General features: G+C 72.4%; 19 protein-coding genes. 10 read left to right on the forward strand and 9 right to left on the reverse strand.

Annotated features, from left to right (window positions below):
- Positions 1-2: 2 nt before the first annotated feature.
- Positions 3-2,858, reverse strand: a complete 2,856-nt coding sequence (locus IF02_RS0113525) for a penicillin acylase family protein (protein WP_030156612.1) — start codon at positions 2,856-2,858, stop codon at positions 3-5.
- Between the two features lie 193 nt (positions 2,859-3,051).
- Here IF02_RS0113525 and IF02_RS0113530 point away from each other — a divergent pair, with 193 nt between their 5' ends.
- From IF02_RS0113530 to mscL, 6 genes are all read left to right on the forward strand, one after another.
- On the forward strand, positions 3,052-4,605 hold the full coding sequence (locus tag IF02_RS0113530) for a potassium/proton antiporter (RefSeq protein ID WP_078622073.1): 1,554 nt from the start codon (positions 3,052-3,054) through the stop codon (positions 4,603-4,605).
- A 441-nt stretch (positions 4,606-5,046) separates the two neighbouring features.
- Entirely contained in the window at positions 5,047-6,381 is a 1,335-nt protein-coding gene (locus IF02_RS0113535; protein WP_030156615.1) for an MFS transporter, read from the forward strand.
- 67 nt (positions 6,382-6,448) lie between these two features.
- Positions 6,449-6,754: an FmdB family zinc ribbon protein gene (locus IF02_RS33705; protein WP_078622074.1), complete on the forward strand. Its 306-nt coding sequence runs from the start codon at positions 6,449-6,451 to the stop codon at positions 6,752-6,754.
- 84 nt (positions 6,755-6,838) lie between these two features.
- On the forward strand, positions 6,839-7,672 hold the full coding sequence (locus IF02_RS0113545) for an S-methyl-5'-thioadenosine phosphorylase (RefSeq protein WP_030156617.1): 834 nt from the start codon (positions 6,839-6,841) through the stop codon (positions 7,670-7,672).
- 291 nt (positions 7,673-7,963) lie between these two features.
- Complete coding sequence (locus IF02_RS0113550; RefSeq protein ID WP_037836196.1) at positions 7,964-8,395, forward strand: hypothetical protein; 432 nt, start codon at positions 7,964-7,966, stop codon at positions 8,393-8,395.
- Positions 8,396-8,518: 123 nt separating this feature from the next.
- Positions 8,519-9,007, forward strand: a complete 489-nt coding sequence (gene mscL, locus IF02_RS0113555) for a large conductance mechanosensitive channel protein MscL (RefSeq protein ID WP_030156621.1) — start codon at positions 8,519-8,521, stop codon at positions 9,005-9,007.
- A gap of 4 nt (positions 9,008-9,011) precedes the next feature.
- On the opposite strand, the gene IF02_RS0113560 is transcribed toward mscL, so the two are convergent.
- Entirely contained in the window at positions 9,012-9,233 is a 222-nt protein-coding gene (locus IF02_RS0113560) for a hypothetical protein (RefSeq protein WP_030156623.1), read from the reverse strand.
- A 137-nt stretch (positions 9,234-9,370) separates the two neighbouring features.
- On the opposite strand from IF02_RS0113560, the gene IF02_RS0113565 reads away from it, so the two are divergent.
- Both IF02_RS0113565 and IF02_RS0113570 read left to right on the forward strand, forming a co-directional pair.
- Positions 9,371-10,525 carry a low temperature requirement protein A gene (locus tag IF02_RS0113565; protein WP_037836198.1) on the forward strand — a complete coding sequence of 385 codons (1,155 nt, stop codon included), beginning with the start codon at positions 9,371-9,373 and terminating at the stop codon, positions 10,523-10,525.
- A 63-nt stretch (positions 10,526-10,588) separates the two neighbouring features.
- Positions 10,589-11,857: a cytochrome P450 gene (locus tag IF02_RS0113570; protein WP_030156626.1), complete on the forward strand. Its 1,269-nt coding sequence runs from the start codon at positions 10,589-10,591 to the stop codon at positions 11,855-11,857.
- Between the two features lie 111 nt (positions 11,858-11,968).
- On the opposite strand, the gene IF02_RS0113575 is transcribed toward IF02_RS0113570, so the two are convergent.
- Positions 11,969-12,460 (reverse strand): DUF5949 family protein, encoded by a 492-nt coding sequence (locus IF02_RS0113575; protein WP_030156628.1) that lies wholly within the window; start codon positions 12,458-12,460, stop codon positions 11,969-11,971.
- 56 nt (positions 12,461-12,516) lie between these two features.
- On the reverse strand, positions 12,517-13,125 hold the full coding sequence (locus IF02_RS33100) for a DUF4352 domain-containing protein (protein ID WP_051696192.1): 609 nt from the start codon (positions 13,123-13,125) through the stop codon (positions 12,517-12,519).
- A gap of 170 nt (positions 13,126-13,295) precedes the next feature.
- On the opposite strand from IF02_RS33100, the gene IF02_RS33105 reads away from it, so the two are divergent.
- A complete protein-coding gene (locus tag IF02_RS33105) occupies positions 13,296-13,733 on the forward strand; it encodes a DUF6299 family protein (RefSeq protein WP_158708493.1) in 438 nt (145 codons plus the stop codon).
- 45 nt (positions 13,734-13,778) lie between these two features.
- Here IF02_RS33105 and IF02_RS32380 read toward each other — a convergent pair whose 3' ends face one another.
- The 5 genes from IF02_RS32380 to IF02_RS0113610 form a co-directional block, all read right to left on the reverse strand.
- Positions 13,779-13,958 carry a hypothetical protein gene (locus tag IF02_RS32380; RefSeq protein WP_037836201.1) on the reverse strand — a complete coding sequence of 60 codons (180 nt, stop codon included), beginning with the start codon at positions 13,956-13,958 and terminating at the stop codon, positions 13,779-13,781.
- Between the two features lie 107 nt (positions 13,959-14,065).
- On the reverse strand, positions 14,066-16,153 hold the full coding sequence (locus IF02_RS0113595; protein WP_051696194.1) for a SpoIIE family protein phosphatase: 2,088 nt from the start codon (positions 16,151-16,153) through the stop codon (positions 14,066-14,068).
- A 12-nt stretch (positions 16,154-16,165) separates the two neighbouring features.
- Complete coding sequence (locus IF02_RS0113600) at positions 16,166-16,465, reverse strand: hypothetical protein (protein WP_030156636.1); 300 nt, start codon at positions 16,463-16,465, stop codon at positions 16,166-16,168.
- Positions 16,466-16,483: 18 nt separating this feature from the next.
- Positions 16,484-17,758 (reverse strand): NAD(P)-binding domain-containing protein, encoded by a 1,275-nt coding sequence (locus tag IF02_RS0113605; protein ID WP_030156638.1) that lies wholly within the window; start codon positions 17,756-17,758, stop codon positions 16,484-16,486.
- A 91-nt stretch (positions 17,759-17,849) separates the two neighbouring features.
- Positions 17,850-19,214: an ATP-grasp domain-containing protein gene (locus tag IF02_RS0113610; protein ID WP_420708145.1), complete on the reverse strand. Its 1,365-nt coding sequence runs from the start codon at positions 19,212-19,214 to the stop codon at positions 17,850-17,852.
- A 294-nt stretch (positions 19,215-19,508) separates the two neighbouring features.
- Here IF02_RS0113610 and IF02_RS0113615 point away from each other — a divergent pair, with 294 nt between their 5' ends.
- On the forward strand, positions 19,509-21,167 hold the full coding sequence (locus IF02_RS0113615; RefSeq protein ID WP_030156642.1) for a glycoside hydrolase family 26 protein: 1,659 nt from the start codon (positions 19,509-19,511) through the stop codon (positions 21,165-21,167).
- Positions 21,168-21,172 lie beyond the last annotated feature (5 nt).

Genomic DNA, 21,172 nt, shown 5'->3' on the forward strand with positions numbered 1-21,172 from the left:
GCTCACGGCTTGAGCGTCAGCGTCTCCACCGTCGCCTTATCCACGGCCTCCTTGCCGAAGGGCCAGTCCAGCAGGTCGCCCTTGGCCCACATCGTCGTCTGGTCCGTGTAGTTGTCGTGGTACGCGTGGCCCGAGGCGCCGGTCAGGTTGATCCAGCGCGACTTGTCCAGGTCGTTGAGGTTCACGACCATCCGCATCGACGGGACCCAGGTGACCCCGTACCCGCCGGAGGCGTTCCAGCCGGTCGCGTTCACGGTGGCCTCGCCGCCGCCCAGGTTCCACGGGCCGCGGTTGAGGAGCCACTGCATGAAGCCGGGGCCCGCGGTGCCGATCGTCTGGTTCTTCAGCGTCAGCTGGTGCAGGCGGCCCCAGCTCCAGGTGGACTGGTCCTTGCCGAGCTTGGCGGTCAGCTCCCAGCGGGCGTCCTTCATGGCCCGCGCGAAGAGCTGGTCGCGGGTGGCGGTCGCCGGCTGGTTGCGGGCGGCCGGCGTCTGCCACCACGCCGACTTCTCGTCCTTGACCAGGCGGCGGACCACCTCGAACCAGCGGTCGCCGCCGTCCGGCTGCGCCGAGTCGGGGCCGCGCGTACCGCACTCGCGGACCGTCTTGGCCAGGTCGTCGACCGGACCGCTGCTCTCCTCCTGGACGTTCATGCAGCTGCCCTCGATCCGCAGCTCCTTCGGCATCTTGTCGCCGAAGGACAGCTTGAGGATGTTGCGCCAGACCGCGTTGAAGTACGCGGCCGCCGCCGAGTCGGGCTCCTGCGTGTAGTTCCAGCCCTCCAGCAGCTTCTGCGCGGAGCGCACGTCGGGGTCCGAGACCTCGATCTTGGCCAGCATCGGGGTGAGCAGCGCGGCGATCTCGCTGCTGTTGTCCATCTGCATGGTGCGCATGTCGTCGGTGGAGATCTTGCCGTTGTCCTTGGTCTTCGCCTCGATGAGGTCGTTGATCCGCTGGCTCCGGGCGCCGTAGCCCCAGTCGGTGGTCAGCACGTACGGGTACTTGCCCGCGCCGGTCCCGCTCTCCACGACCGCCTGGTTCGCGGTGACGATGTAGCCGCGCGCCGGGTTGAAGTCGTACGGCATCTCGTCCTGCGGGATGTAGCCCGCGTTGCCGTCCTTGCCGCCCTTCCAGGCGTACTTGGAGTCCCAGCCGGGGGCCGGCATGCGGCCGTCGCCGGCGCCGCGGATCGGGATGCGGCCCGGGGCCTGGTAGCCGATGTTGCCGGCGGGGCCCTTGTTGTCGGCGTAGATCAGGTTCTGCGACGGCACCTCGAAGTCGCGGGCGGCGGCGCGGAAGCTCGGGAAGTCCTTGGCCCGGTTGAGGCTGAAGACGGCGTCCATCGACTTGCCGGGGTCCAGGGCGGTCCAGCGCAGGGCGACGGCGTAGCCGTTGCCGCGGTCGGGGGCCGAGCTGGAGACGGGGGCGCGGCTGCCGACCGTGCCGAGCTCGTCGCTGCGGTCGGAGATCAGCGGGCCGTTGTTGGTGGTGCGGACGGTGATCTTCTTGCTCTTGCCGCCCGCGATCTTGATGACCTCTTCGCGGGTGGTGAAGGGGACCGTCTTGCCGTCGTAGACGTAGCCCTCGGGCTTGACCTGCTCCAGGTAGAGGTCGGTGACGTCGGCGCCGAGGTTGGTCATGCCCCAGGCGATGTCGGCGTTGTGGCCGATGACCACGCCGGGCATGCCGGAGAAGGTGTAGCCGGCGACGTCGTACTTGCACTGGCTGGAGACCGCGCGGCAGTGCAGGCCCATCTGGTACCAGACCGAGGGCAGCTGCGGGGACAGGTGCGGGTCGTTCGCGAGCAGCGGCTTGCCGGTGGTCGTGTACTGGCCGGAGACGACCCAGGAGTTCGAGCCGATGCCGCTGCCGTTGGGACCGAGGATCGCCGGGACCTTGTCCAGGGTCTTGGCGAGGGAGGTCAGCGAGGTGCGCAGGCCCACGGTGGCGCCCTGGGCGGTGGTGTCGTCCGCGAGACCGGTGGGGTTGGCGGGGGCGGTGGAGCCCTGCGAACCGTTGGCCGAGGCCTGCGAGCCGGTGGTGCTGCCGCCGGAGCCCTTGCCGGAGCCCGAGCCCGTGGAGCCCGCGGCCGCGCCCTGGGGGACGTACTTCTGGCCCTCGATCTTGCCCGCGTCGACGATCGGCTTGTTCCGGTCGAAGGGGTACGGCGGGTACAGCTCGTCGATCTGCGCCTGCGTGAGCTTGTTGGACATCAGCGCGCGGTCGATCTCGTCCTGCATGTTGCCGCGCAGGTCCCAGGCCATCGCCTTGAGCCAGGCCACCGAGTCCACCGGCGTCCACTGCTCGGGCTGGTAGTCGTCGCTGAGCTTGAGGGCGGAGTGCTCGACGGAGAGGTCCTTGCCGGACTTCCCCTTCAGGTACGCGTTGACCCCGTCGGCGTAGGCCTGGAGGTACTTCTTCGTCTCGGCCGAGAGCTTGGTGTCGTACTCCGCCTGCGCGACCTGGCGCCAGCCGAGCGTGCGCAGGAAGGCGTCGGTCTCGACCTGGTCGGGCCCGAACATCTCGGAGAGCCGGCCGGAGGTCATGTGGCGGCGGACGTCCATCTCCCAGAAGCGGTCCTGGGCGTGGACGAAGCCCTGCGCGCGGAAGAGGTCGTCGTCGTTGTCGGCGTAGAGCTGGGGAATGCCGTGGGAGTCCCGCTTGACCTCGACGGTCCCGGTCAGGCCGGGGACCTTGAGGCTGCCGGTGGCCTGGGGGAACGAGGCGCGGACGTTGTCCATGCTCCAGTACGTCCCGTACCCGAAGCCCGCGACGAGCGCCAGGACCAGCACGAGCACGATCAGACGGGCGCGTCGTCCCCTCTTCTTGACGGGAGGAGCGGTTTCGTTGGCGGGCATCGCTGTCCTTAGAGGGGCAGGGTGGTCCTGGGAGTGCTGGGAGCAACCATAGGCGCAGGACCGGGTCCGTTGATCCGCCAGGGGTCGAGGTGACGAGGACAGGGCCGAACAGGGGTTTCACAATGTGGTTATCGCGTAAAGGGCGCGTCAAATATTAGGTAAGGTAACGAAGTACCTGCCGATCTTGCCGGACTTGTCGCCTGGAGGAACGTTCCACCGGGCGCCTCGAGGAAAGGGCCGCCCGCTGACCGTCCACACGCTCAATGAGCTCCTGCTGGTCTGCTCGCTCGTGCTGCTCGTCGCCGTCGCGGCGGTACGCATCTCTTCACGCAGCGGCCTCCCCAGCCTGCTCATCTACCTCGGCATAGGCATAGCGATAGGCCAGGACGGCATAGGCAACGTCGTTTTCGACAATGCCGAGCTGACCCAGGTCATCGGCTACGCCGCGCTCGTCGTGATCCTCGCCGAGGGCGGTCTGGGCACCAAGTGGAAACAGATCAAACCGGCCCTGCCGGCCGCGATCGTGCTGTCACTGGTCGGCGTCGCGATCAGCGTCGGCGTCACGGCCGCGGGCGCGCACTACCTGGTCGGGCTGGACTGGCGGCAAGCGCTGCTGATCGGCGCGGTCGTCTCCTCGACCGACGCCGCGGCCGTTTTCTCCGTCCTGCGCAAGGTGCCGCTGCCCTCCCGGATCACGGGCGTGCTGGAGGCCGAGTCGGGCTTCAACGACGCTCCCGTCGTGATCCTGGTCGTCGCCTTCGCGACCGTCGGCCCGGTGGACCAGTGGTACGTCCTGCTCGGCAAGATCGCCCTCGAGCTGGCGATCGGCGTCGCGATCGGCCTGTCGGTCGGCTTCCTGGGGGCGTACGGCCTGCGGCATGTGGCCCTGCCCGCCTCCGGCCTGTACCCGATCGCCGTGATGGCGATCGCGGTGTCGGCGTACGCGGCCGGCGCGATGGCGCACGGCTCCGGCTTCCTCGCCGTGTACCTGGCCTCGATGGTGCTCGGGAACGCGAAGCTCCCGCACTGGCCGGCGACCCGGGGATTCGCGGACGGGCTCGGCTGGATCGCCCAGATCGGCATGTTCGTCCTGCTCGGGCTCCTGGTCACCCCGCACGAGCTGGCCCAGGACTTCTGGCCCGCCGTGATCATCGGGCTGGTGCTGACGATGGTGGCGCGGCCGCTGGAGGTCTTCGTCAGCCTGCTGCCGTTCCGGCTGCCCTGGCAGGAGCAGGCCCTGATGTCCTGGGCGGGGCTGCGCGGCGCCGTGCCCATCATCCTGGCGACCATCCCGATGGTGACCGGGATCGAGGGCAGCGACCGCGTCTTCAACATCGTCTTCGTCCTGGTCGTCGTCTACACCCTGGTGCAGGGGCCGACCCTGCCCTGGCTCGCGCGCAAGCTGGAGCTCGGCGACTCCGACGCGGGCGCCGCCGACCTGGGGATCGAGTCGGCGCCGCTGGAGAAGCTGCGCGGGCACCTGCTGTCCTTCGCCATCCCGGAGGCCTCGCGGATGCACGGCGTCGAGGTGAGCGAGCTGCGGCTGCCGCCGGGGGCGTCGGTGACGCTGGTGGTCCGGGACGCGAAGAGCTTCGTACCGCTGCCGTCGACGGTGCTGCGGCGCGGGGACGAGCTGCTGGTGGTGGCCACGGATCCGGTACGGGACGCGGCGGAGGCCCGGCTGCGGGCGGTGGCGCGGGGCGGCAAGCTGGCCGGATGGCTCGGGACGGGCTCGAACGGGGCTTGAGAAGGTCCTGAGCAGGGCATGAGCGGGGCCTGAGCGGGGTCCGTACATGACGGACACGACTTCAACAGAGCGTTAGAGCGTCGTTCTAATTCTGTGTTTTCGGGGGTTTGTGGGCCGTTTCACCACGCTTTACCGTGCTCCGGAATGCGAACTTCCAGTTAATCGCAGGTGAAGACACCGCATGTCGCCGGAATCACAGGACACTCACCCGGTCTGCCTGTACGATAAAGGCACACCACATCGAACCAACTCTGCCTGACGCAGAGCTGGCGCGACCGCAAAGCGGCCGTGGCTCCCTCCCGCAGTGGGCGCCCAGGTATCACTCGGTTCTGCGCAAGAGGACAGCTCTCGGGGCTCCCACATGTACGGGTGCGGTCGCTCACGAGGCGGCACACCGTCCGCAGACGGGGACGCTCTACCAGGCAGCGGAAAGGCCAGGCCGTGACATCCGCGGTCACGACCGACAAGTCCGCACGCCCCGGTTACGGGCAGCTTCTGCGCACGCCCGGAGCCATCGGCTTCGTTCTCCCGGGATTCGCCGCCCGGCTCCCCTTCGGCATGCTGACCATCAGCATCCTGCTGCTCGTCCAGCACACCAGCGGTTCCTACGGCAGCGCCGGCATCGTCGCCGCCGTCACCGGCGTCTCGATGGCGCTGTCCGCCCCGGTGATGGGCAAGCTCACCGACCGCCGCGGCCAGAGCGCCGTCCTGGTCCCCGTCGTCCTCATGCACTCCGCCGCCGTCAGCACCCTCGTGGCGCTCGCGCTGCTGGGCGCTCCCGTGTGGGCGCTGGCCCTGGCGGCCGTCCCCGCCGGCGCCTCCGTCCCGCAGGTCGGACCGATGGTCCGGGCCCGCTGGGCCGCCAAGCTGGAAGGCTCCCCGCTGCTGCCGACGGCCGCCGCGTTCGAGTCCGTCACCGACGAGTTCACCTTCGTCGTCGGCCCGGTGCTGGCCACCGCGCTGTGCACCGGAATCCACCCGGCCGCCGGCCTGATCACCGAGGCCGCGCTGACGCTGGCCGGCGGTCTGGTCTTCGCCGCCCAGCGCGCCACCCAGCCGAAGCCTCACGCCACCCCGGCCGGGGGCGAGAAGCACGCCTCCGCGCTGTCCTTCCCGGGCCTGCGGGTCCTGATCGTGGCCTTCCTCGGCATCGGCGCCGTCTTCGGCGGCATGCAGGTGTCGCTGGCCGCCTTCTCCAACGAGATCGGCAACCCGGGCGCGAACGGCCTGCTGTACGGCGTCTTCGCGGCCGGCAACATGACCGCGGGCATCGCCTGCGGCGCCATCGCCTGGAAGATCGGCCCGCGCCGCCGTCTGCTGCTCGGCTACGCCGGCCTCACCGTGGCCGCCTCGGTCCTGTGGACCGCGCACTCGATGATCCTGCTGGGCGCGCTCGGCCTGGTCGTCGGCCTGTGCATCGCCCCGGCCCTGATCACCGGCTACACGATGATCGAGTCCCTGATCCCGGCGAACGCCCGCACCGAGGCCTTCACCTGGCTGACCGGCGCCGTCGCCTTCGGTCAGGCCACCGCCGTGACCCTGGCCGGCCGCCTGACGGACGCGCACGGGTCCTCGTACGGCTTCCTGGTGCCCATGGCGGGCACCGTGCTGGCGCTGGCGACCCTGCTCGCGCTGCGGTCGAGCCTGGCCCCGAAGGCCCCGAGCCGGATCATCAACTCGTCGGCCGGATCGTCTGCCACCGCTGCTCCGGAGGTCCCTGCTGCGCGGGTGAACGAGCGTGGTGTCGGTCACCGCGTGCCGGTGACGGTGGACTGATCGGCCGGAATACGTCACCATGGAACGTCGTTAGCACTCATCGAGTCAGAGTGCCAGGAGGAAATTCGTGCCGACCTACCAGTACCAGTGCACCGAGTGCGGTGAGGGCCTTGAGGCCGTGCAGAAGTTCACCGATGACGCACTGACCGAGTGCCCGAACTGCCACGGACGCCTGAAGAAGGTGTTCTCCGCGGTCGGCATCGTCTTCAAGGGTTCCGGTTTCTACCGGAACGACAGCCGCGGCGCTTCGTCGAGCAGCTCCCCTGCCGCCTCGAAGCCGTCGACGCCCGCTGCCGCCCCGGCCGCTTCGTCGGCGTCCTCGACGTCGAGCACGAGCACCGGCTCCAGCTCGAGCTCCACGTCGGCTGCCTGATCTCTGATCTCGTCTGCTTTTCGTAAGGCCCCGCCGCCCCTTCCGGGCAGCGGGGCCTTGCGCATGCCCGGTTAGGGTGGCCGCATGGCTAACGCAGAGATCGGTGTCATCGGCGGCTCGGGCTTCTACTCCTTCCTGGACGACGTCTCCGAGGTCCAGGTGGACACCCCGTACGGGCCCCCGAGCGACTCCCTCTTCATCGGCGAGCTGGCCGGGCGCCAGGTCGCCTTCCTCCCGCGCCACGGCCGCAGCCACAAGGTCCCGCCCCACAAGATCAACTACCGGGCCAACCTGTGGGCGCTGCGCTCGGTGGGCGTGCGCCAGGTGCTCGGCCCGTGCGCGGTCGGCGGCCTGCGCACCGAGTACGGTCCGGGCACGCTGCTCGTTCCCGACCAGCTGGTCGACCGTACGAAGTCCCGCGCCCAGACCTTCTTCGACGGGGAGCCGCTGCCCGACGGTTCCGTGCCGAACGTCGTGCACACCACGTTCGCCGACCCGTACTGCCCGGTGGGCCGCTCGGTGGCGCTGGCGGCGGCGCGGGGCCGTGCGTGGGAGCCGGTGGACGGCGGCACGATGGTCGTGGTCGAGGGCCCGCGCTTCTCGACCCGCGCCGAGTCGAAGTGGCACGCGGCGATGGGCTGGTCGGTCGTCGGCATGACGGGCCACCCGGAGGCGGTCCTCGCCCGCGAGCTGGGGCTCTGCTACACGTCGATGGCGCTGGTCACCGACCTGGACGCGGGCGCGGAGACGGGTGAGGGCGTGTCCCACACGGAGGTCCTGAAGGTGTTCGGCGAGAACGTCGGCCGCCTGCGCGAGGTCCTCTTCGACGCGGTGTCGGCCCTCCCCGCGACGGAATCCCGCGCCTGCCTGTGCACCCACGCCCACGACGGCTGGGACCTCGGCATCGAACTGCCGTGACCGGGGACGCCCTCGGCGGCCGCGGGGCGCGGTTCGCCGCCGCGGCGATTCCTCCGGGCGTCTGAGGCCGGCTCACTCCTGTGGGTGGCGGCGTTGTCCACAGGCTGGGGATTGTCCACAGGCGTGAGCGGGATTCCGCGGGGCGGCGGATCGTGAGGGGTGTCCGGGCGCTGGGTCCGGGCGTCGGATCCCGATTCACCGGTGGTGGCCGTCATGTCCAAGTCCTCCTGCTTCTCCTCCCCTTCTACGTGTCCCCCCGCGCGCCCCGTACCCTCCTTCCCACCGCTTCGCGTGGGCCGGGGCGGGGACCGGCTGCGCCGCGCCGTACGGCGTCGGCGGCGGGCCGCGTCGGCCGGCCTGGCCGTCCTGGCGGCCGCGCTGGCGGTGGTCGGCACGGCGGAGGCCCAGGCCTCAAAGGGCGCCGCGCCGCCGGAGGTGAAACCGGCCCCGGCCGCGGTGCGGTGGGTGTCGGCGCCGGTGCGCATCGCCGACGCGGCGACGGTGCGGCTGCTGCGGCCCGGGGACCGGGTGGACGTGGTCGCGGCGGAGCGCGCGGGCCCGCCGCGGGTGGTGGCCGCGGGCGCCCGCGTGGCCGAAGTGCCCGATCCGGAGAAGGGCGTGGGGGACGCCGGGGCGCTGGTGGTCCTGTCGGTGCCCCGGGATACCGCGCGGGCGCTCGTCGGGGCGGGTGCGGTGGCACGACTGGCGGTGACGTTGTGCTGAATCGGACCGGCGTGCGGTCAAGCCACCACAAGACAGCCCCCGATTGGACACGTCGTGCCCGGACTGCCGTAGCTTTCGGAACCGTTGGCTCCATGTTCGGCGGATTCGAAGAGAGGCTCAGTGGTGAGCGAGAAGAAGAAGGAGAGCGTCCTGGCAGGCTTCAAGGCCTTCCTGATGCGCGGCAACGTGGTCGACCTGGCGGTGGCGGTCGTCATCGGCGCCGCGTTCACGAACATCGTGAACTCGGTGGTGAAGGGGATCATCAGTCCGCTGGTGGGCGCCATCGGCACGAAGAGCCTGGACGGTTACACGTCCTGCCTGAAGGGCCCGTGCGGCATCGACGCGAAGGGGGATGCCATCGGCGTGAACATCCTCTGGGGCTCGGTGCTGAACGCCGCGCTGACCTTCCTGATCACCGCCGCGGTCGTCTACTTCCTGATGGTGCTGCCGATGGCGAAGTACCTGGCCAGGATGGAGCAGCGCCGCCGGGCCAAGGAGGGTGTCCAGGAGACCATGGAGATCACCGAGCTGGTGGTCCTCAAGGAGATCCGGGACGAGCTGGTCGCCCAGCGTCAGGGTGGCGGATCCGGCCGCCCCGGCTCGGGGTACTAGCAGGTCAGACGTGGTGCGGCGGCTTCTCGTCGAGGAAGCGTGCCAGGTCGGCCGCGCTCCCGGCGGAGGCCGGCCGCTCGCCCCACCCGCGGTCGGTGTCGTCCGAGGACTGCTGGTCCAGCGGGTCGTCGAAGACGAGCCGGGGCCTCGGCCGCGCCACGGGGGCGGCCTCGGGCCGGGGCTCGGGCTGCGAGGACTGCGGGTCGGAGGCGGGGGCGCTGCTCATGCCTCCAGGGTACGGCCGCCCCCGCCCGGGCCTGCGACCGTCCCGTCGCCCACAGTGCGTAGGTCAGGGGGTCCGCTGCCCCGTCGGCGCCGCGCGCCTCGCCTGCCGACCGGCGTACGGCTGCTGTCCTGTGCGGTATGACGTACGTACCGATGACCTCCCGCAGCCGGAACGAGGGCCACCGGGCCTCGACCCCGCTGGAGCTGTTCTTCGACCTCTGCTTCGTCGTCGCCGTGGCGCAGGCCGGCCGGCAGCTCGTCCACGCGCTCGCCGAGGGTCATTTCGGCGCCGGCATCACCGGCTACCTCTTCGTGTTCTTCGGGGTGTGGTGGGCCTGGATGAACTTCACCTGGTTCGCCTCCGCCTACGACGTCGACGACGTGCCGTACCGGATCGCGACCCTGGTGCAGATCGCCGGCGTGCTCATCTACTCGGCCGGGATCCCGCGCGCCTTCAACGACAACGACTGGACCATCTCCGTCCTCGGCTACGTGGTGATGCGCTTCGCGCTCGCCGCGCAGTGGCTGCGCGCCGCCGCCGGGGAGCGGGGTCCGGCCCGGCGCACGGCGCTCACGTACGCGGTGGGGCTGCTGCTCTGCCAGGCCGGCTGGGTGGCCCTGCTCGCCGCGCCCGAGCAGTCCCGCAGGTGGCTGTTCCTGCTGCTCGTGATGGTGGAGCTGCTGATTCCGCTCCTCGCCGAGCGGAGCTACCAAACCCAGTGGCATCCGCACCACATCGCCGAGCGGTACGGCCTGTTCACCATCATCGTGCTCGGCGAGACCATCGCCGCCAGCACGGTCGCGGTCCAGTCGGCGATCGACGAGCACGAAGCGCTGGGCGAGCTGCTGCCGATCGCCGCGGGCGGGCTGCTGCTGGTCTTCGCCGCCTGGTGGATCTACTTCGCGGTCCCCGCGCACGACCGGCTGCAGAGCAACCGCCAGGCCATCCCGTGGGGGTACGGGCACTACGTGATCTTCGCTTCGGCCGCGGCCATCGGCGCCGGCATCGAAGTGGCGATCGAGCACACGGTCGGCAAGGCCCACCTCTCGGGCCTGTCCGCCAACCTCTCGGTGTGCGTCCCGGCGGCGCTCTTCCTGGCCTTCGTCTGGCTCCTGCACTCCCGCCACTTCAAGCGCGGTACGGCCCAGCAGCTGGTCCTGCCGCTCACGGCGCTGGCGATCCTCGCCTGCGCGTGGACCGGCGCGCAGGCGGTGCTGTGGGCCGGGCTGGTCGCCGCGGCCTCCGTCGCGGTGGGCGTGACCTTGGCCGACCGGGAGCGTTCTGGTGCGTGAGGACGGCGGGCTCCGCGGCCGCGGCGGCCACGGCGAGCGCGCCGGCGACAGGGAGAAGAAACGATGAAGGTCCCGGTACAGCGGTACGCGGACACGGGCGCGGCAGTGGCGGAGTACGGGGAGCTCGCCGACCCGGCGTTCTGGCAGCAGCCCCCGGCGGCGCGGCTCGCGGCGTTCGCCCGGCTGCGGGCCCTGGACTCCCCCGTCTACGTGCCCGAGGGGAAGGGCCGCGGGCACTGGGCCCTCGTACGGCACGCGGACGTGCAGGAGGCGAGCCGGCTGCCCAAGGTCTTCGCCAGCGCGCCCGGGGTGACCACGCCCGAGCCGGCCCGGTGGGTGCGGGCGCTGTTCGGGGACTCGATGGTCAACCTGGACGGCGCGGACCACGCCCGGCTGCGCAAGATCGTGCAGCGGGCGTTCACCCCGCGGCTGCTGGCGGCGGCCGAGGCGGACATCCACGCGGTGGCCGCCCGGATCGTGGACGACGTACTGGCGCAGGAGCCCGACGAGTTCGTCACGGCCGTGGCCTCCCGGCTGCCGCTGGAGGTCATCTGCAACATGATGGGGATCCCGGAGCGCTACCGCGCCGAGATCGCCGACCGCGTCAACCACGCCTCGGAGAACATCGGCGTCGAGCGGGGCCTGGCCTCGCGGCTGCGGATGCCCGGGCGCGGGCTGCGGGCCCTGGCCAAGATGCAGCGGATGGTCGCGGGCATCGGCCGGGAGCGGCGCAAGAACCCCACCGGCGACCTGATCTCGGCCCTGGTCAGCGCGGACGTGGATGGCCAGGCGCTGAACGCCCGCCAGCTCGGCGCGTTCTTCTCGCTGCTGATGGTGGCCGGGGTGGAGACCACGCGCAACGCGATCACCCACGGGCTGACCCTGCTGACCGACCACCCCGCCCAACGGGACCTGCTGCTCGGGGACTTCGAGACGTACGCGGACGGCGCGGTGGACGAGATGATCCGCCACTCGACACCGATCATCCAGTTCCGCCGGACGGTGACCGCCGAACACACCCTGGGCGGACATCTGCTGCGGCCCGGCGACAAGGTGGTGCTGTACTACGCCTCCGCCAACCGCGACGAGGCGGTCTTCCCCGACCCCGACGCCTTCGACATCACCCGCTCGCCCAATCCGCACCTGGGCTTCGGCGGCGGCGGCCCGCACTTCTGCCTGGGCGCGCACCTGGCCCGGGTGGAGATGAAGGCCCTGTTCCGCGAGCTGCTGACCCGGCCGGTGGGGCTGCGGGCGGTGGGGCTGCCGGACCTGGCGGGCTCGAACTTCGACAACCGGGTCCGCTCGCTCAAGTTCGCCTTCGAACGCCCCTGAGGGGCGCGGCCGGCCGGCCACCGGGCAGGCTGGGGGCCCGGCGGCCGGAGCGGGGGGAGAGAGGGATCCCAGGGGATCCCGGGGGATCCCGGGGGATCCCGGGGAGCGCCCCTACTGGAGGCGCCGCACCGCGAGCACGCAGTGCGCGCTGCCCGTGAGCACGGACTCGTCGCCCGCGAACTCCTGGAGGGTCTTCGGATCGACCGGCTGGCCCGGAACGGCCTCGGGCCAGGCGCGCGTGGCGAACAGGAAGTAGGCCTGGCCGCTCTCGTTGGCCGCGGCGACCCACTCGTCCGGGGCGGTGCAGGTCGCGTTCAGCCCCGGCAGGGTCAGCGCGACCTGGTTGTCCGCGAGAACGATCTGCACGGGGAAGCCGGCCGGGTTGCGGGTGCCGTCCATGACCACGTCACCGATGGGCAGGCCGATCTCCTCCAGCAGCCCGCGGGCGGCCGTCTCGCCGGCCTCCCGCCCCTGCGGCCCGTCGCCGAGGCTGTAGGCCAGCAGGTACGGGATGTCGTGGCCCTCGGAAGGGTCGCCGATCCAGGCGAGCACGGAAAGGGTGCCGAGATGAGACCGGTCGGTTTCGGCTTGAGTTGAAGTCATGCGCCGCACCCTAGTGCTCTCCCCGCCGCGCCTTTTCGGCCTTTCACCCGCGCGGGCTAGACGGCCCAGAATCCTTCTCCGGAATTCGCCTGCATGTTCGCGTCCTGGTACTGGAGCCGCACAATGCGCGCCTTTTCCGGGATTTCGAACACCACCCACCCCTCGGCCCGCTGGCCGACGGCGAGGGATTCGAAGACGAGCGGTTTTCCGGTGGTCAGTTCACCGGTCGGCACCACCCCGTGGCGACCGCCCGCGCTGTCGTACGCCCACATCTGCCCGAGGTCCCCGTACGAGTCCCCGCCGACGTTGACGAACGACATCGAGGCGGCCACCCAGCGCTTCCCCGCGGGCGGGGCGTAGTCCTTCTCCACGCTGACCGCCGGGTCGACGTACGCGTTGAGCAGGGCCTGCAGGTGCCGGCCCACCTGGCGGCCGCGCACCCGTACGGACTCACCCACATGGGCTTCCTTCGAAGCGGCCCGGGCCGCCCCCGGGGCCCCGGCCGCCGGATCCTCCCCGGACCCCGGCGCGCCGTCGTCCACCGGGACGGCGGGCGCCGCGGCGGGGGCGAGCGCGGCCCCCTCGGGGGCGCCGGAGCAGGCCGTGGCACCGAACAGCAGCAAGGGGAGGAGGGCGGCGGCGAGGACGGAAGCGGACTGGCGCATGCGTGATCCCTTCGGGGACCTTCGTCGGAGGTATTTCGGCCAGTCTCACGCGCCCGAGCGGGCAATTGCACACACCGACACGAGTGTGCGCAAGGAGTTGCCCGCCATCTGCCAGCACAATGCGTTTCGGCGCTTTTGTGCCGACCCCACCCCACCCCCCTGGAGGATTCATGCGAGTTTCCACCCGCCGCCTGGCCGTGACGGTGCTTTCCACGCTGACCGCCGCCACCGCATTCACCGCACCGGCCGAAGCCACCGTTTTCGAGCAGGGCATTTCCGTACAGGACGCGTACGTCGCCGCCGACGGCGCGGTCACCCTTTCCGGGGCGTACCACTGCGAGCAGGCGTCACCCTCGGGGGTGATGCAGATCAAGGCGACCGTCGTACAGGAGGAGGGCCACCGGCTGAGCATCGGCGCGGAGCAGCCGGTCTGCGACGGCCGGGAGCACCGCTGGGTCGCCGTCGCGCCCGGCCGCTTCGCGAACGTGCACCCGGGCCACGCGGAGGTCACCGCGGAACTCCAGGAGATCCACCTCTCGGGCGTGATGCCGAAGTCGGTCGCCACGGTCGCCCAGGACACGCAGGACGTAGAGGTCCACGAGCACTGAGCGGTGCCGCGGGGCACCTGACACGCGCCCGGCCGGTAGCCGCCGCTACCGGCAGGCGGGCGCCACGCCGGTCATCGACATGAACGCGACGGTCCGGCAGCCGGGATCCGCGGGCGGGCGCCCGGCCGTACGGTGCACGGCCGTCGGTACGCCGACGGTCAGCAGGAGCAGCGCGAGGAGAGCGGTCGTGGCCCCCCTGCCCGGCCGCTTGTTCAGCCGGTGCACGGCGGGATCCCGGTCCGTGTGGTCGTCCGTTCCATGGACCGCATCATCACTCCGGCCCCCGCATGCCACAACTCGGCGTGAACGCAAGGTCACCGTCCGGTACAGGATCATCCGACGCTCCGCGCCGTGCCCGCGACGTCGAACTCGCACCACACCGCCTTGCCGTCGCCCCGGGACTCCACGCCCCAGTGCGTGGCCAGCGCGTCCACCAGCAGCAGCCCGCGCCCGGTGGTCGCGGCCTCCCCCGGGGTGCGCCGGCGCGGCCAGACGCTGGAGCGGTCCTTGACCCAGAGCCGGATCCGCCGGACCGGCTCCGGCAGCACCTCCATGGTCAGCACCGCCCCGCCGTCCGTGTGCAGCAGGGCGTTGACCAGCAGTTCCCCGGCGGCCAGTTCCACGTCGTCGGCGAGCTCCGGCATGCCCCAGTCGCGCAGCGCCTGCCGCAGGGCGTAGCGGGCCTCCGAGAGGCCCTCCGGGTCCGCCTGGTGGATGTACTGGTGGATCCGCGGGGCCCGGTGGGTACCGGGGTCGGGGGCCCGGCGCAGCACCAGCAGGGCCACGTCGTCCCCGGAGCCCCACCGCTCCCAGAGCCGGTCCGACAGGTGGTCGGCGAGCGCCCCCGCCTCCTGCGGGCCGCTGCGCACGGCGTGGGCGAGGGCCTCCATGCCCTGGGTGATGGCGGTGCCGGGCTCCTCGACCAGGCCGTCGGTGCACAGCACCAGCGTCTCCCCGGGGACCAGGTCGAGCCGGGTCTCGGGGAAGTCCTCCTGCTCGAACACGGAGGCCAGCCCGAGCGGCAGTCCGCCCCGTACGTTCGGCCAGCCCGTACGCCCGTCCGTGTGCCGGATCAGCGGCCCGAGGTGGCCCGCGCGGACGGCCCGTACGCCTCCGGTCTCCAGGTCCACCTGTGCGTACATGCAGGTCGCGAAGCGCTCGGTGTCCAGCTCGGCCAGGAAGCGGGAGGCCCGGGCCAGGACGGTGGACGGCGGATGGCCCTCCCCCGCGTACGCCCGCAGCGCGATCCGCAGCTGGCCCATGATCGCCGCCGCGTGCGTGTCATGGCCCTGTACGTCGCCCACGACGATGCCGACCCGGTCGCGGGGCAGCGCGATCACGTCGTACCAGTCCCCGCCGACCTCCCGCCCGCTCCACGCGGAGTGGTAGCGCACCGCGATCTCCCCGCCGCTGATCTCGGGGATCCGGCGCGGCAGCATCGAGGCCTGCAGGCCCGTGGCGAACTCCCGCTCCTGGTCGAACAGGAGCGCCCGCTGGAGGGACTGCGCCACGATGCCGGCCAGGCCCAGGCAGAGGTTGCGCTCCTCCGGGCTGAAGTCGCTGCGCCGCCGGTAGAACAGGACCAGCCCGCCGATCGCCTTGGCCTGCGCGATCAGCGGCAGGTAGGCGGCGGCGTCGAAGCGGATCCGGCGCAGGTAGTCCGCGAGCAGCGGGAACTCGCCCGCCAGTTCGGTGAGGGAAGTGACGAACCGCGCCTTTCGGGTAAGCACCGCCTGCGACAGCGGCAGCGAGCCGTCCAGCCGGGTGAACCGCCGTTCGCTGAGGATCTCCAGCGACTCCCCGCTCAGCGCGATGATCTTGATGGCGCCGTTCTCGACCAGCCCCAGGGCCAGCCCGTCCGCGCCGAGCCGCTCCAGCGCCCCCGCCCCGGTCAGCGTGGCCGTGACGTCGTCGACCGTCACCGCCCGCGACAGGGCCTCCGTCGTCCGCTGCACGATCGTGGCCTGCTGGGCCCGCGCCGACTCCAGCTTGCGCAGCACGGTGGCGTGGGCGAGCTCGGCCGTCGCGTCCCGGACGATCCCGACGATCCGCAGGGGCCGCCCGTCGGCGTCGCGCAGGATCCGGCCCTGCGTGTGCGTCCACTGGTCGGCGCCGTCGCGCCGCTGCACGGTGAAGTACGAGCCGTACGTCTCCATGCCGCCGTCCAGGGCCGCCTGCGTGGACTCCGCCAGCCGGGCCCCGTCGTCGGCCGGGATCCGCAGCCCCAGCCCCTCCGGGGTGTCGTCGAACTCCTCCCGCTCCAGGTCGAAGACCACCAGCCCGGACTCGTCGAGCGTCAGCGTCCCGGCGGCCAGGTCCCACTCGAAGCTGCCCATGCCGTTCAGCGCGAGCCGCTCGCCGGGCCCCGTCACGGGGTCCCGGCTGCCCTGCCCGGATCTGTCGCGCTCCGCCGCTGCCACGAGACACACCACCTAACGGCCGGGCCAGCACGGCTGGGAGATCAGCCGCTCCCACTCCTCGTCAGGATGCCCCGGAAGGGTGCGCCCGGCCTCCTGCCAGCGCTGGACGAGGAAGAGGTAGATCGTCGGCTGATCCGGTGCCGCGTGCCCGGGAGGGGTGTGGGCGGGAGGGGCGTACGGCGAGGCGGCGGGCCTGGCCGTAGGCCGCGGCGCGGGCCTCGCGCCGGGCCTGGCCGCGCCGGGCTGCTCCGCCCGGCTCGCGGGAATGCGCACCCAGCCACGGCCGCCCTGTGCTCGCTGCTCCGCACTCATCGCGGTCCCTTCTCGACCTCACCGCAGAGACGTCTTCGGATGCCCGGCACCGGCCCGGTCGGGCCGTACGGTCCCGGTGGAGCCCGCCGGCCTGCCCGGGGCGCCGAGGCGCTTTCGGACTCCTGCGACCAGTCTCCCCGCCGTGAACCCCGCACCGTGCACGAATCGCATGGAAGGGCCGAATGAGGGAGCGGTCAGCAGCCCCGCGAAGAACAGTCCCGGCCACGAGGACTCGAAACCGGCGCTCAGCTCCGGCGTGCCGCCGTCCCCGACGGTGTCCAGGACGGCCCGCAGCCTGGCGTCCAGCAGCTCCAGGCGCCCCAGGTGCGGGGTGAACCCGGTGGCCGCGACGACGTGCGCGACGTCCAGTACGACGGACTCCCCGGCCGCGGTGGTCAGCCCGAGCCTGGTCCGCTCGCCCACCGCCGCCGCCCGGTGCAGCCGGTGCCCCAGCAGCACCGGGACGCTCCGCTCGAAGCGGTCCCGCAGCCACCAGGCCCCGGCGGGCCCGAGCGCGGTCGCCGCGATCCGCTCCCGGGTCGGCGCGGGCAGCCGGCGCACCGCCCAGGGCAGCTCCGACCACACCCAGCTGCGCCAGCCGGTGCCGAGGCCGCTGTGCGGATCGCGCAGGGCGCGCAGCACCGGGCGCTCCAGCGGCTGGGGCACGGTGTTCCAGTTCAGCCGGGACCGGCGGGCGACCAGGCAGGGCCGGGCCCCGTTCTCCGCCAGCAGGGCGGCGGTCTCCAGGGCCGCCTGCCCGGCCCCGATCACGGCGACCTCCCGGCCGGCGAACCGGGCCAGGTCGCGGTGGCCGCTGCTGTGCGAGCAGTGCCCGGGAGGCAGCTCCCGCAGCGGCTCGGGGAGGTGGACGAACGGCATCACCCCGACGGCGAGCACGACCGTCCGGGCCAGCAGCGGCGGCCCCTCGGCGGTGCGGACCAGGAAGCCGTCGCCCTGCGGGGAGACCTCGGTGACCGTCACCTCCTCCACCTCGGGCACGGCGTGCCGGGCGAACCACATGCCGTACGAGCTGAACACGTCGATCGGCAGCGGGCTGCCGTGCTCGGCCGCCATGCCGCGGCCGGCGCAGTACGCGGCGAGGGTGTGCCGGCCGTCGGGCGCGGACAGGTTGGAGGACCAGGGCTCCGATTTCAGGTACATGCCCTCGGGCATGTGGTCCCGCCATGAGGCCATGGGCCGTCCGAGCACCCGTACGCCGAGCCCGGCCGCCGCCGCGTGGGCGGCGACCGACAGTCCGTACGGCCCGGCGCCGACCACCACGAGATCGTTCATCCGCGTCACCGCTGTCCCTCCAGTCTCATGGGCTCCGTGGACCTGCCCGGGCCGCCGGCGGTGGGCGGGGGCGGAGGCGGGTGACGGGGCGTCATCGGGTCACCAGCTCGTCCGGTTCGGCGGGGGCGGCCGGGGCTGCCGGGCTCGCCGGCGGGCCCAGGTCGCGGGCGCGCTGGCGCGGGGCGCGCACCACGGCGCGCGCCGTGCGCCGGCCGTGTGCCGGGACACCGCGCAGGGCGCGCGCGCCCTTCCCCGCGCCCCGGCCGAGGAACGCGGCGAGCATCGCGAAGAACGGCATCGGGTCGTCGGCGGCGAACCAGGCCGCCTCCACCCGCCCCCGCTCCGCCCGCGGCGCCGCCCGTACGGGCCCGGGCCGCTCGGCGCCGGGCCGCTCGGCGCCGGACCGCTCACCGCCGGACCGCTCACCGCCGGACCGCTCGCCCGCGGGGCGGCCCGGCCCGGCCCCGGCGTCCTCGGCCCGCGCCGGGGCCGGGACGGCGTCCTTGCCGACCGCCCGGGAGCGCCACGGGAGTTGACGGCCGCGCACCGCCGCCAGCAGGGCGTAGTTCTCGGCGACGAACACCCGGCCCGGACCGCCCGCCGGCTCCGGGACCCGTTGCCCCGTCAGGTCCAGGTACATCGCCTGGACCACGTCCAGCCCGCCCCCGTCCGTGAACAGCCGGAACTGCGCGCCCGGCCGGGGGTTGAAGTCCACCAGCCGGAAGCAGCCCTCCTCGTCCCGGCGGAAGTCCAGGTCCAGGATCCCCTGGTAGCCCAGCCGCCGGGCGAGCCGCAGCGCCGCCTCCTCCACCGCCGGATCCGGCAGCCAGCGCCCCACCGCCGTCAGCCCCGTACGCACCGGCCAGGACAGCTCCTTGCGGCCCGACCCCGCGAGCAGCGGGTGCCCGCCCCGGCCGAACGCGCCGTGGAAGAACCAGTCGGTGTCCGTCCCGGCCGGCAGGAACCGCTGGAGCAGCAGCCTGCTCCCGGCCTCCTCCGTGCGCTCGTACAGCCGGCGCGCCTCGGCGGCGGTGTGCACGAGCGTGGTGCTGCGCAGCCCGGCGCCCGAGGGCAGCAGCCAGGGCCGGCTCCACTTGGCCACCGCCGGCAGGCCGAGCCGCCACGCGGCCTCCGCCGCCTCGGCCCCGCTCGCCGGGATCACCGTCTCCGGGTGCGGGATGTCCCAGCGCGCGCACAGCCGCGACAGCTCCGCCTTGTCAGCCACCCGGGCGGGCAGCCCGTCGGGTTGATGGGGGATCCGGAACCGCCCGTCGAGCATCGGCGCGATCCGCGCGACGGCGATGGCGCTCAGGTCGTCCATCGCCACGAGCACCGCAGGCCTGCCGATCCGCTCCGACACCCCGACGAGGCACTCCAGCAGCGCCTCCGGGGCTTCGGGGTCCAAGCCCCCGGCCGGCCCGGGATGTGCGGCGCGCAGGTAGCGCGAACGCCCCATGGGACCTCCCCCGGCCTCGACGACGGCATGGACCTCCACGCCCCTGCGCCCGAGCGATCTGACGGCGCCGAGGGTTCCGTGGTGGAACGGATTCCGATCGAGTCTGAGCACTACTGCGGGCACATGGCCGTCGAACGCGTGCATGGGAACGGTGTCTTTCACCTAGTCGGACCAAGCGGGGAGGATACGCAGCTGCGAATGGCCTAGGCGGCGGTCACCGGACAGGCCATTCGTCAGATGTGATGCCTAACGTCTTTGACAAGCACACCGATTCAGGAAAGTTCGGGAGACGCCATGCCCAGACCACACCGCCGACTGGCGAGCACCTGCATCGGTACGGTGACGGCCGGACTGCTCGCCACCGGGGCCGCGCTCGCGGCCCCCGAGAAGGAGCAGCCCCAGGGTTCCGACATCGCCATGGGCGCGTTTCTCGACTCCGGCCAGACCGGAGTCGCCCGGATCCCGCAGCTGTCGCGCTGGCTGGGCGGCAAGGAGATCCGGGTCGGGCACACCTATCTGCCCGGAGACCGGTGGGCCCGTATCGACAGCCCCGACTTCCTGGAGGCCTGGGCCCAGTGGCGCCGGGCCAAGCAGGACCGGCTCTTCGTCCTCAACGTGCCCATGCAGGAGCACAACGAGGACCACGTGCCCGACCGCGAGGTGGCCCGGCTGATCCGGGCGGGCGCGGAGGGCGAGTTCGACCACCACTTCGAGAAGCTCGCCCACCGGCTGGTGGAGCTGGGCGTCCCGGACACGGTGATCGTGCTCGGCTGGGAGATGAACGGCGCCACCTACACGCACCGCTGCGCGCCGGACCCGGAGGGCTGGAAGGAGTACTGGAACCGCATCGTCAACACGATGCGCTCCGTCCCCGGACAGGAGTTCAAGTTCGATTTCGCCCCCAACCGCGGGTCGGACGCGATCGGCTGGACGAAGTGCTACCCGGGCGACGACGTGGTCGACATCGTCGGCATGGATTCGTACGACCAGGGGCCCGGCAGGACCTTCGACGAGATGGTCAGCCAGCCGTACGGGCTCCAGCAGCACGTCGATTTCGCGAAAGCGCACGGCAAAGAGATCTCGTACCCGGAGTGGGGGCTGTTCCGGCACGGGGACAACCCGGTGTACGTACAGCGCATGCTGAAGTGGATCGAGCAGCACCAGCCGCTCTACCACACCATCACCGACTACTGCCCCCACGGCGTGTGGCAGTGCAAGCAGAACCCCCGGTCCACGAAGGTCTTCCGGGCCGCGCTCGCACCCGAGCGGCCGGGCCCGGTGATCCCGACCCCGGTGGTTCCGACGCCGGTCATCCCGACCCCGGTGATCCCGACGCCCGTGATCCCGACCCCGGTCGTGCCGACCCCGTCGATCCCGACGCCCCAGATCCCGACCCCGTCGATCCCGGCCCCCGAGATCCCCGTGCCCTCGCCGGTGGTCCCGAGCCCGCAGATCCCGGTCCCGGTGCCGGTCCCGTCGCCCGAGACTCCGAGCACGAGCCCCAGCCCGAGCCCCGTGCCCGAGCCCGTCCCGGTGCCCGTCCCCGAGCCGGTGCCCGTTCCCTCGCCGGCCGTTCCGTCGCCCGAGGTCCCGGCCCCGGTCCCGGTCCCCGTCCCCGTGCCGGTGTCCCCGGAGCCGGTCGAACCGAGCCCGCTGGTCCCGGCTCCCGAGCCCGTGCCCTCGCCGGCGGTCCCGTCGCCCGAGGCCCCGGTGGACCCGAGCACGAGCCCGAGTCCGGACCCCGTCCCCGTCCCCGTCCCGGAGCCCTCGCCGGTGCTGCCCCCGGTCCCGGACCCGGTCGTGCCGAAGCCCGAGCCGGCCGATCCGACCGGCAACAGCACGGAGTGGTGCGTGCCGATCAACTTCGGCGAGTGGCTCTCCAAGCTGGTCGGCAAGCAGTCGGTCTGCGTCAAGATCGACTGGGGCAAGGACTCCGGCTTCTGGCCCTGGTAGAGCCG

The organism is Streptomyces sp. NRRL S-244 (assembly GCF_000717915.1).
Lineage (GTDB): Bacteria > Actinomycetota > Actinomycetes > Streptomycetales > Streptomycetaceae > Streptomyces.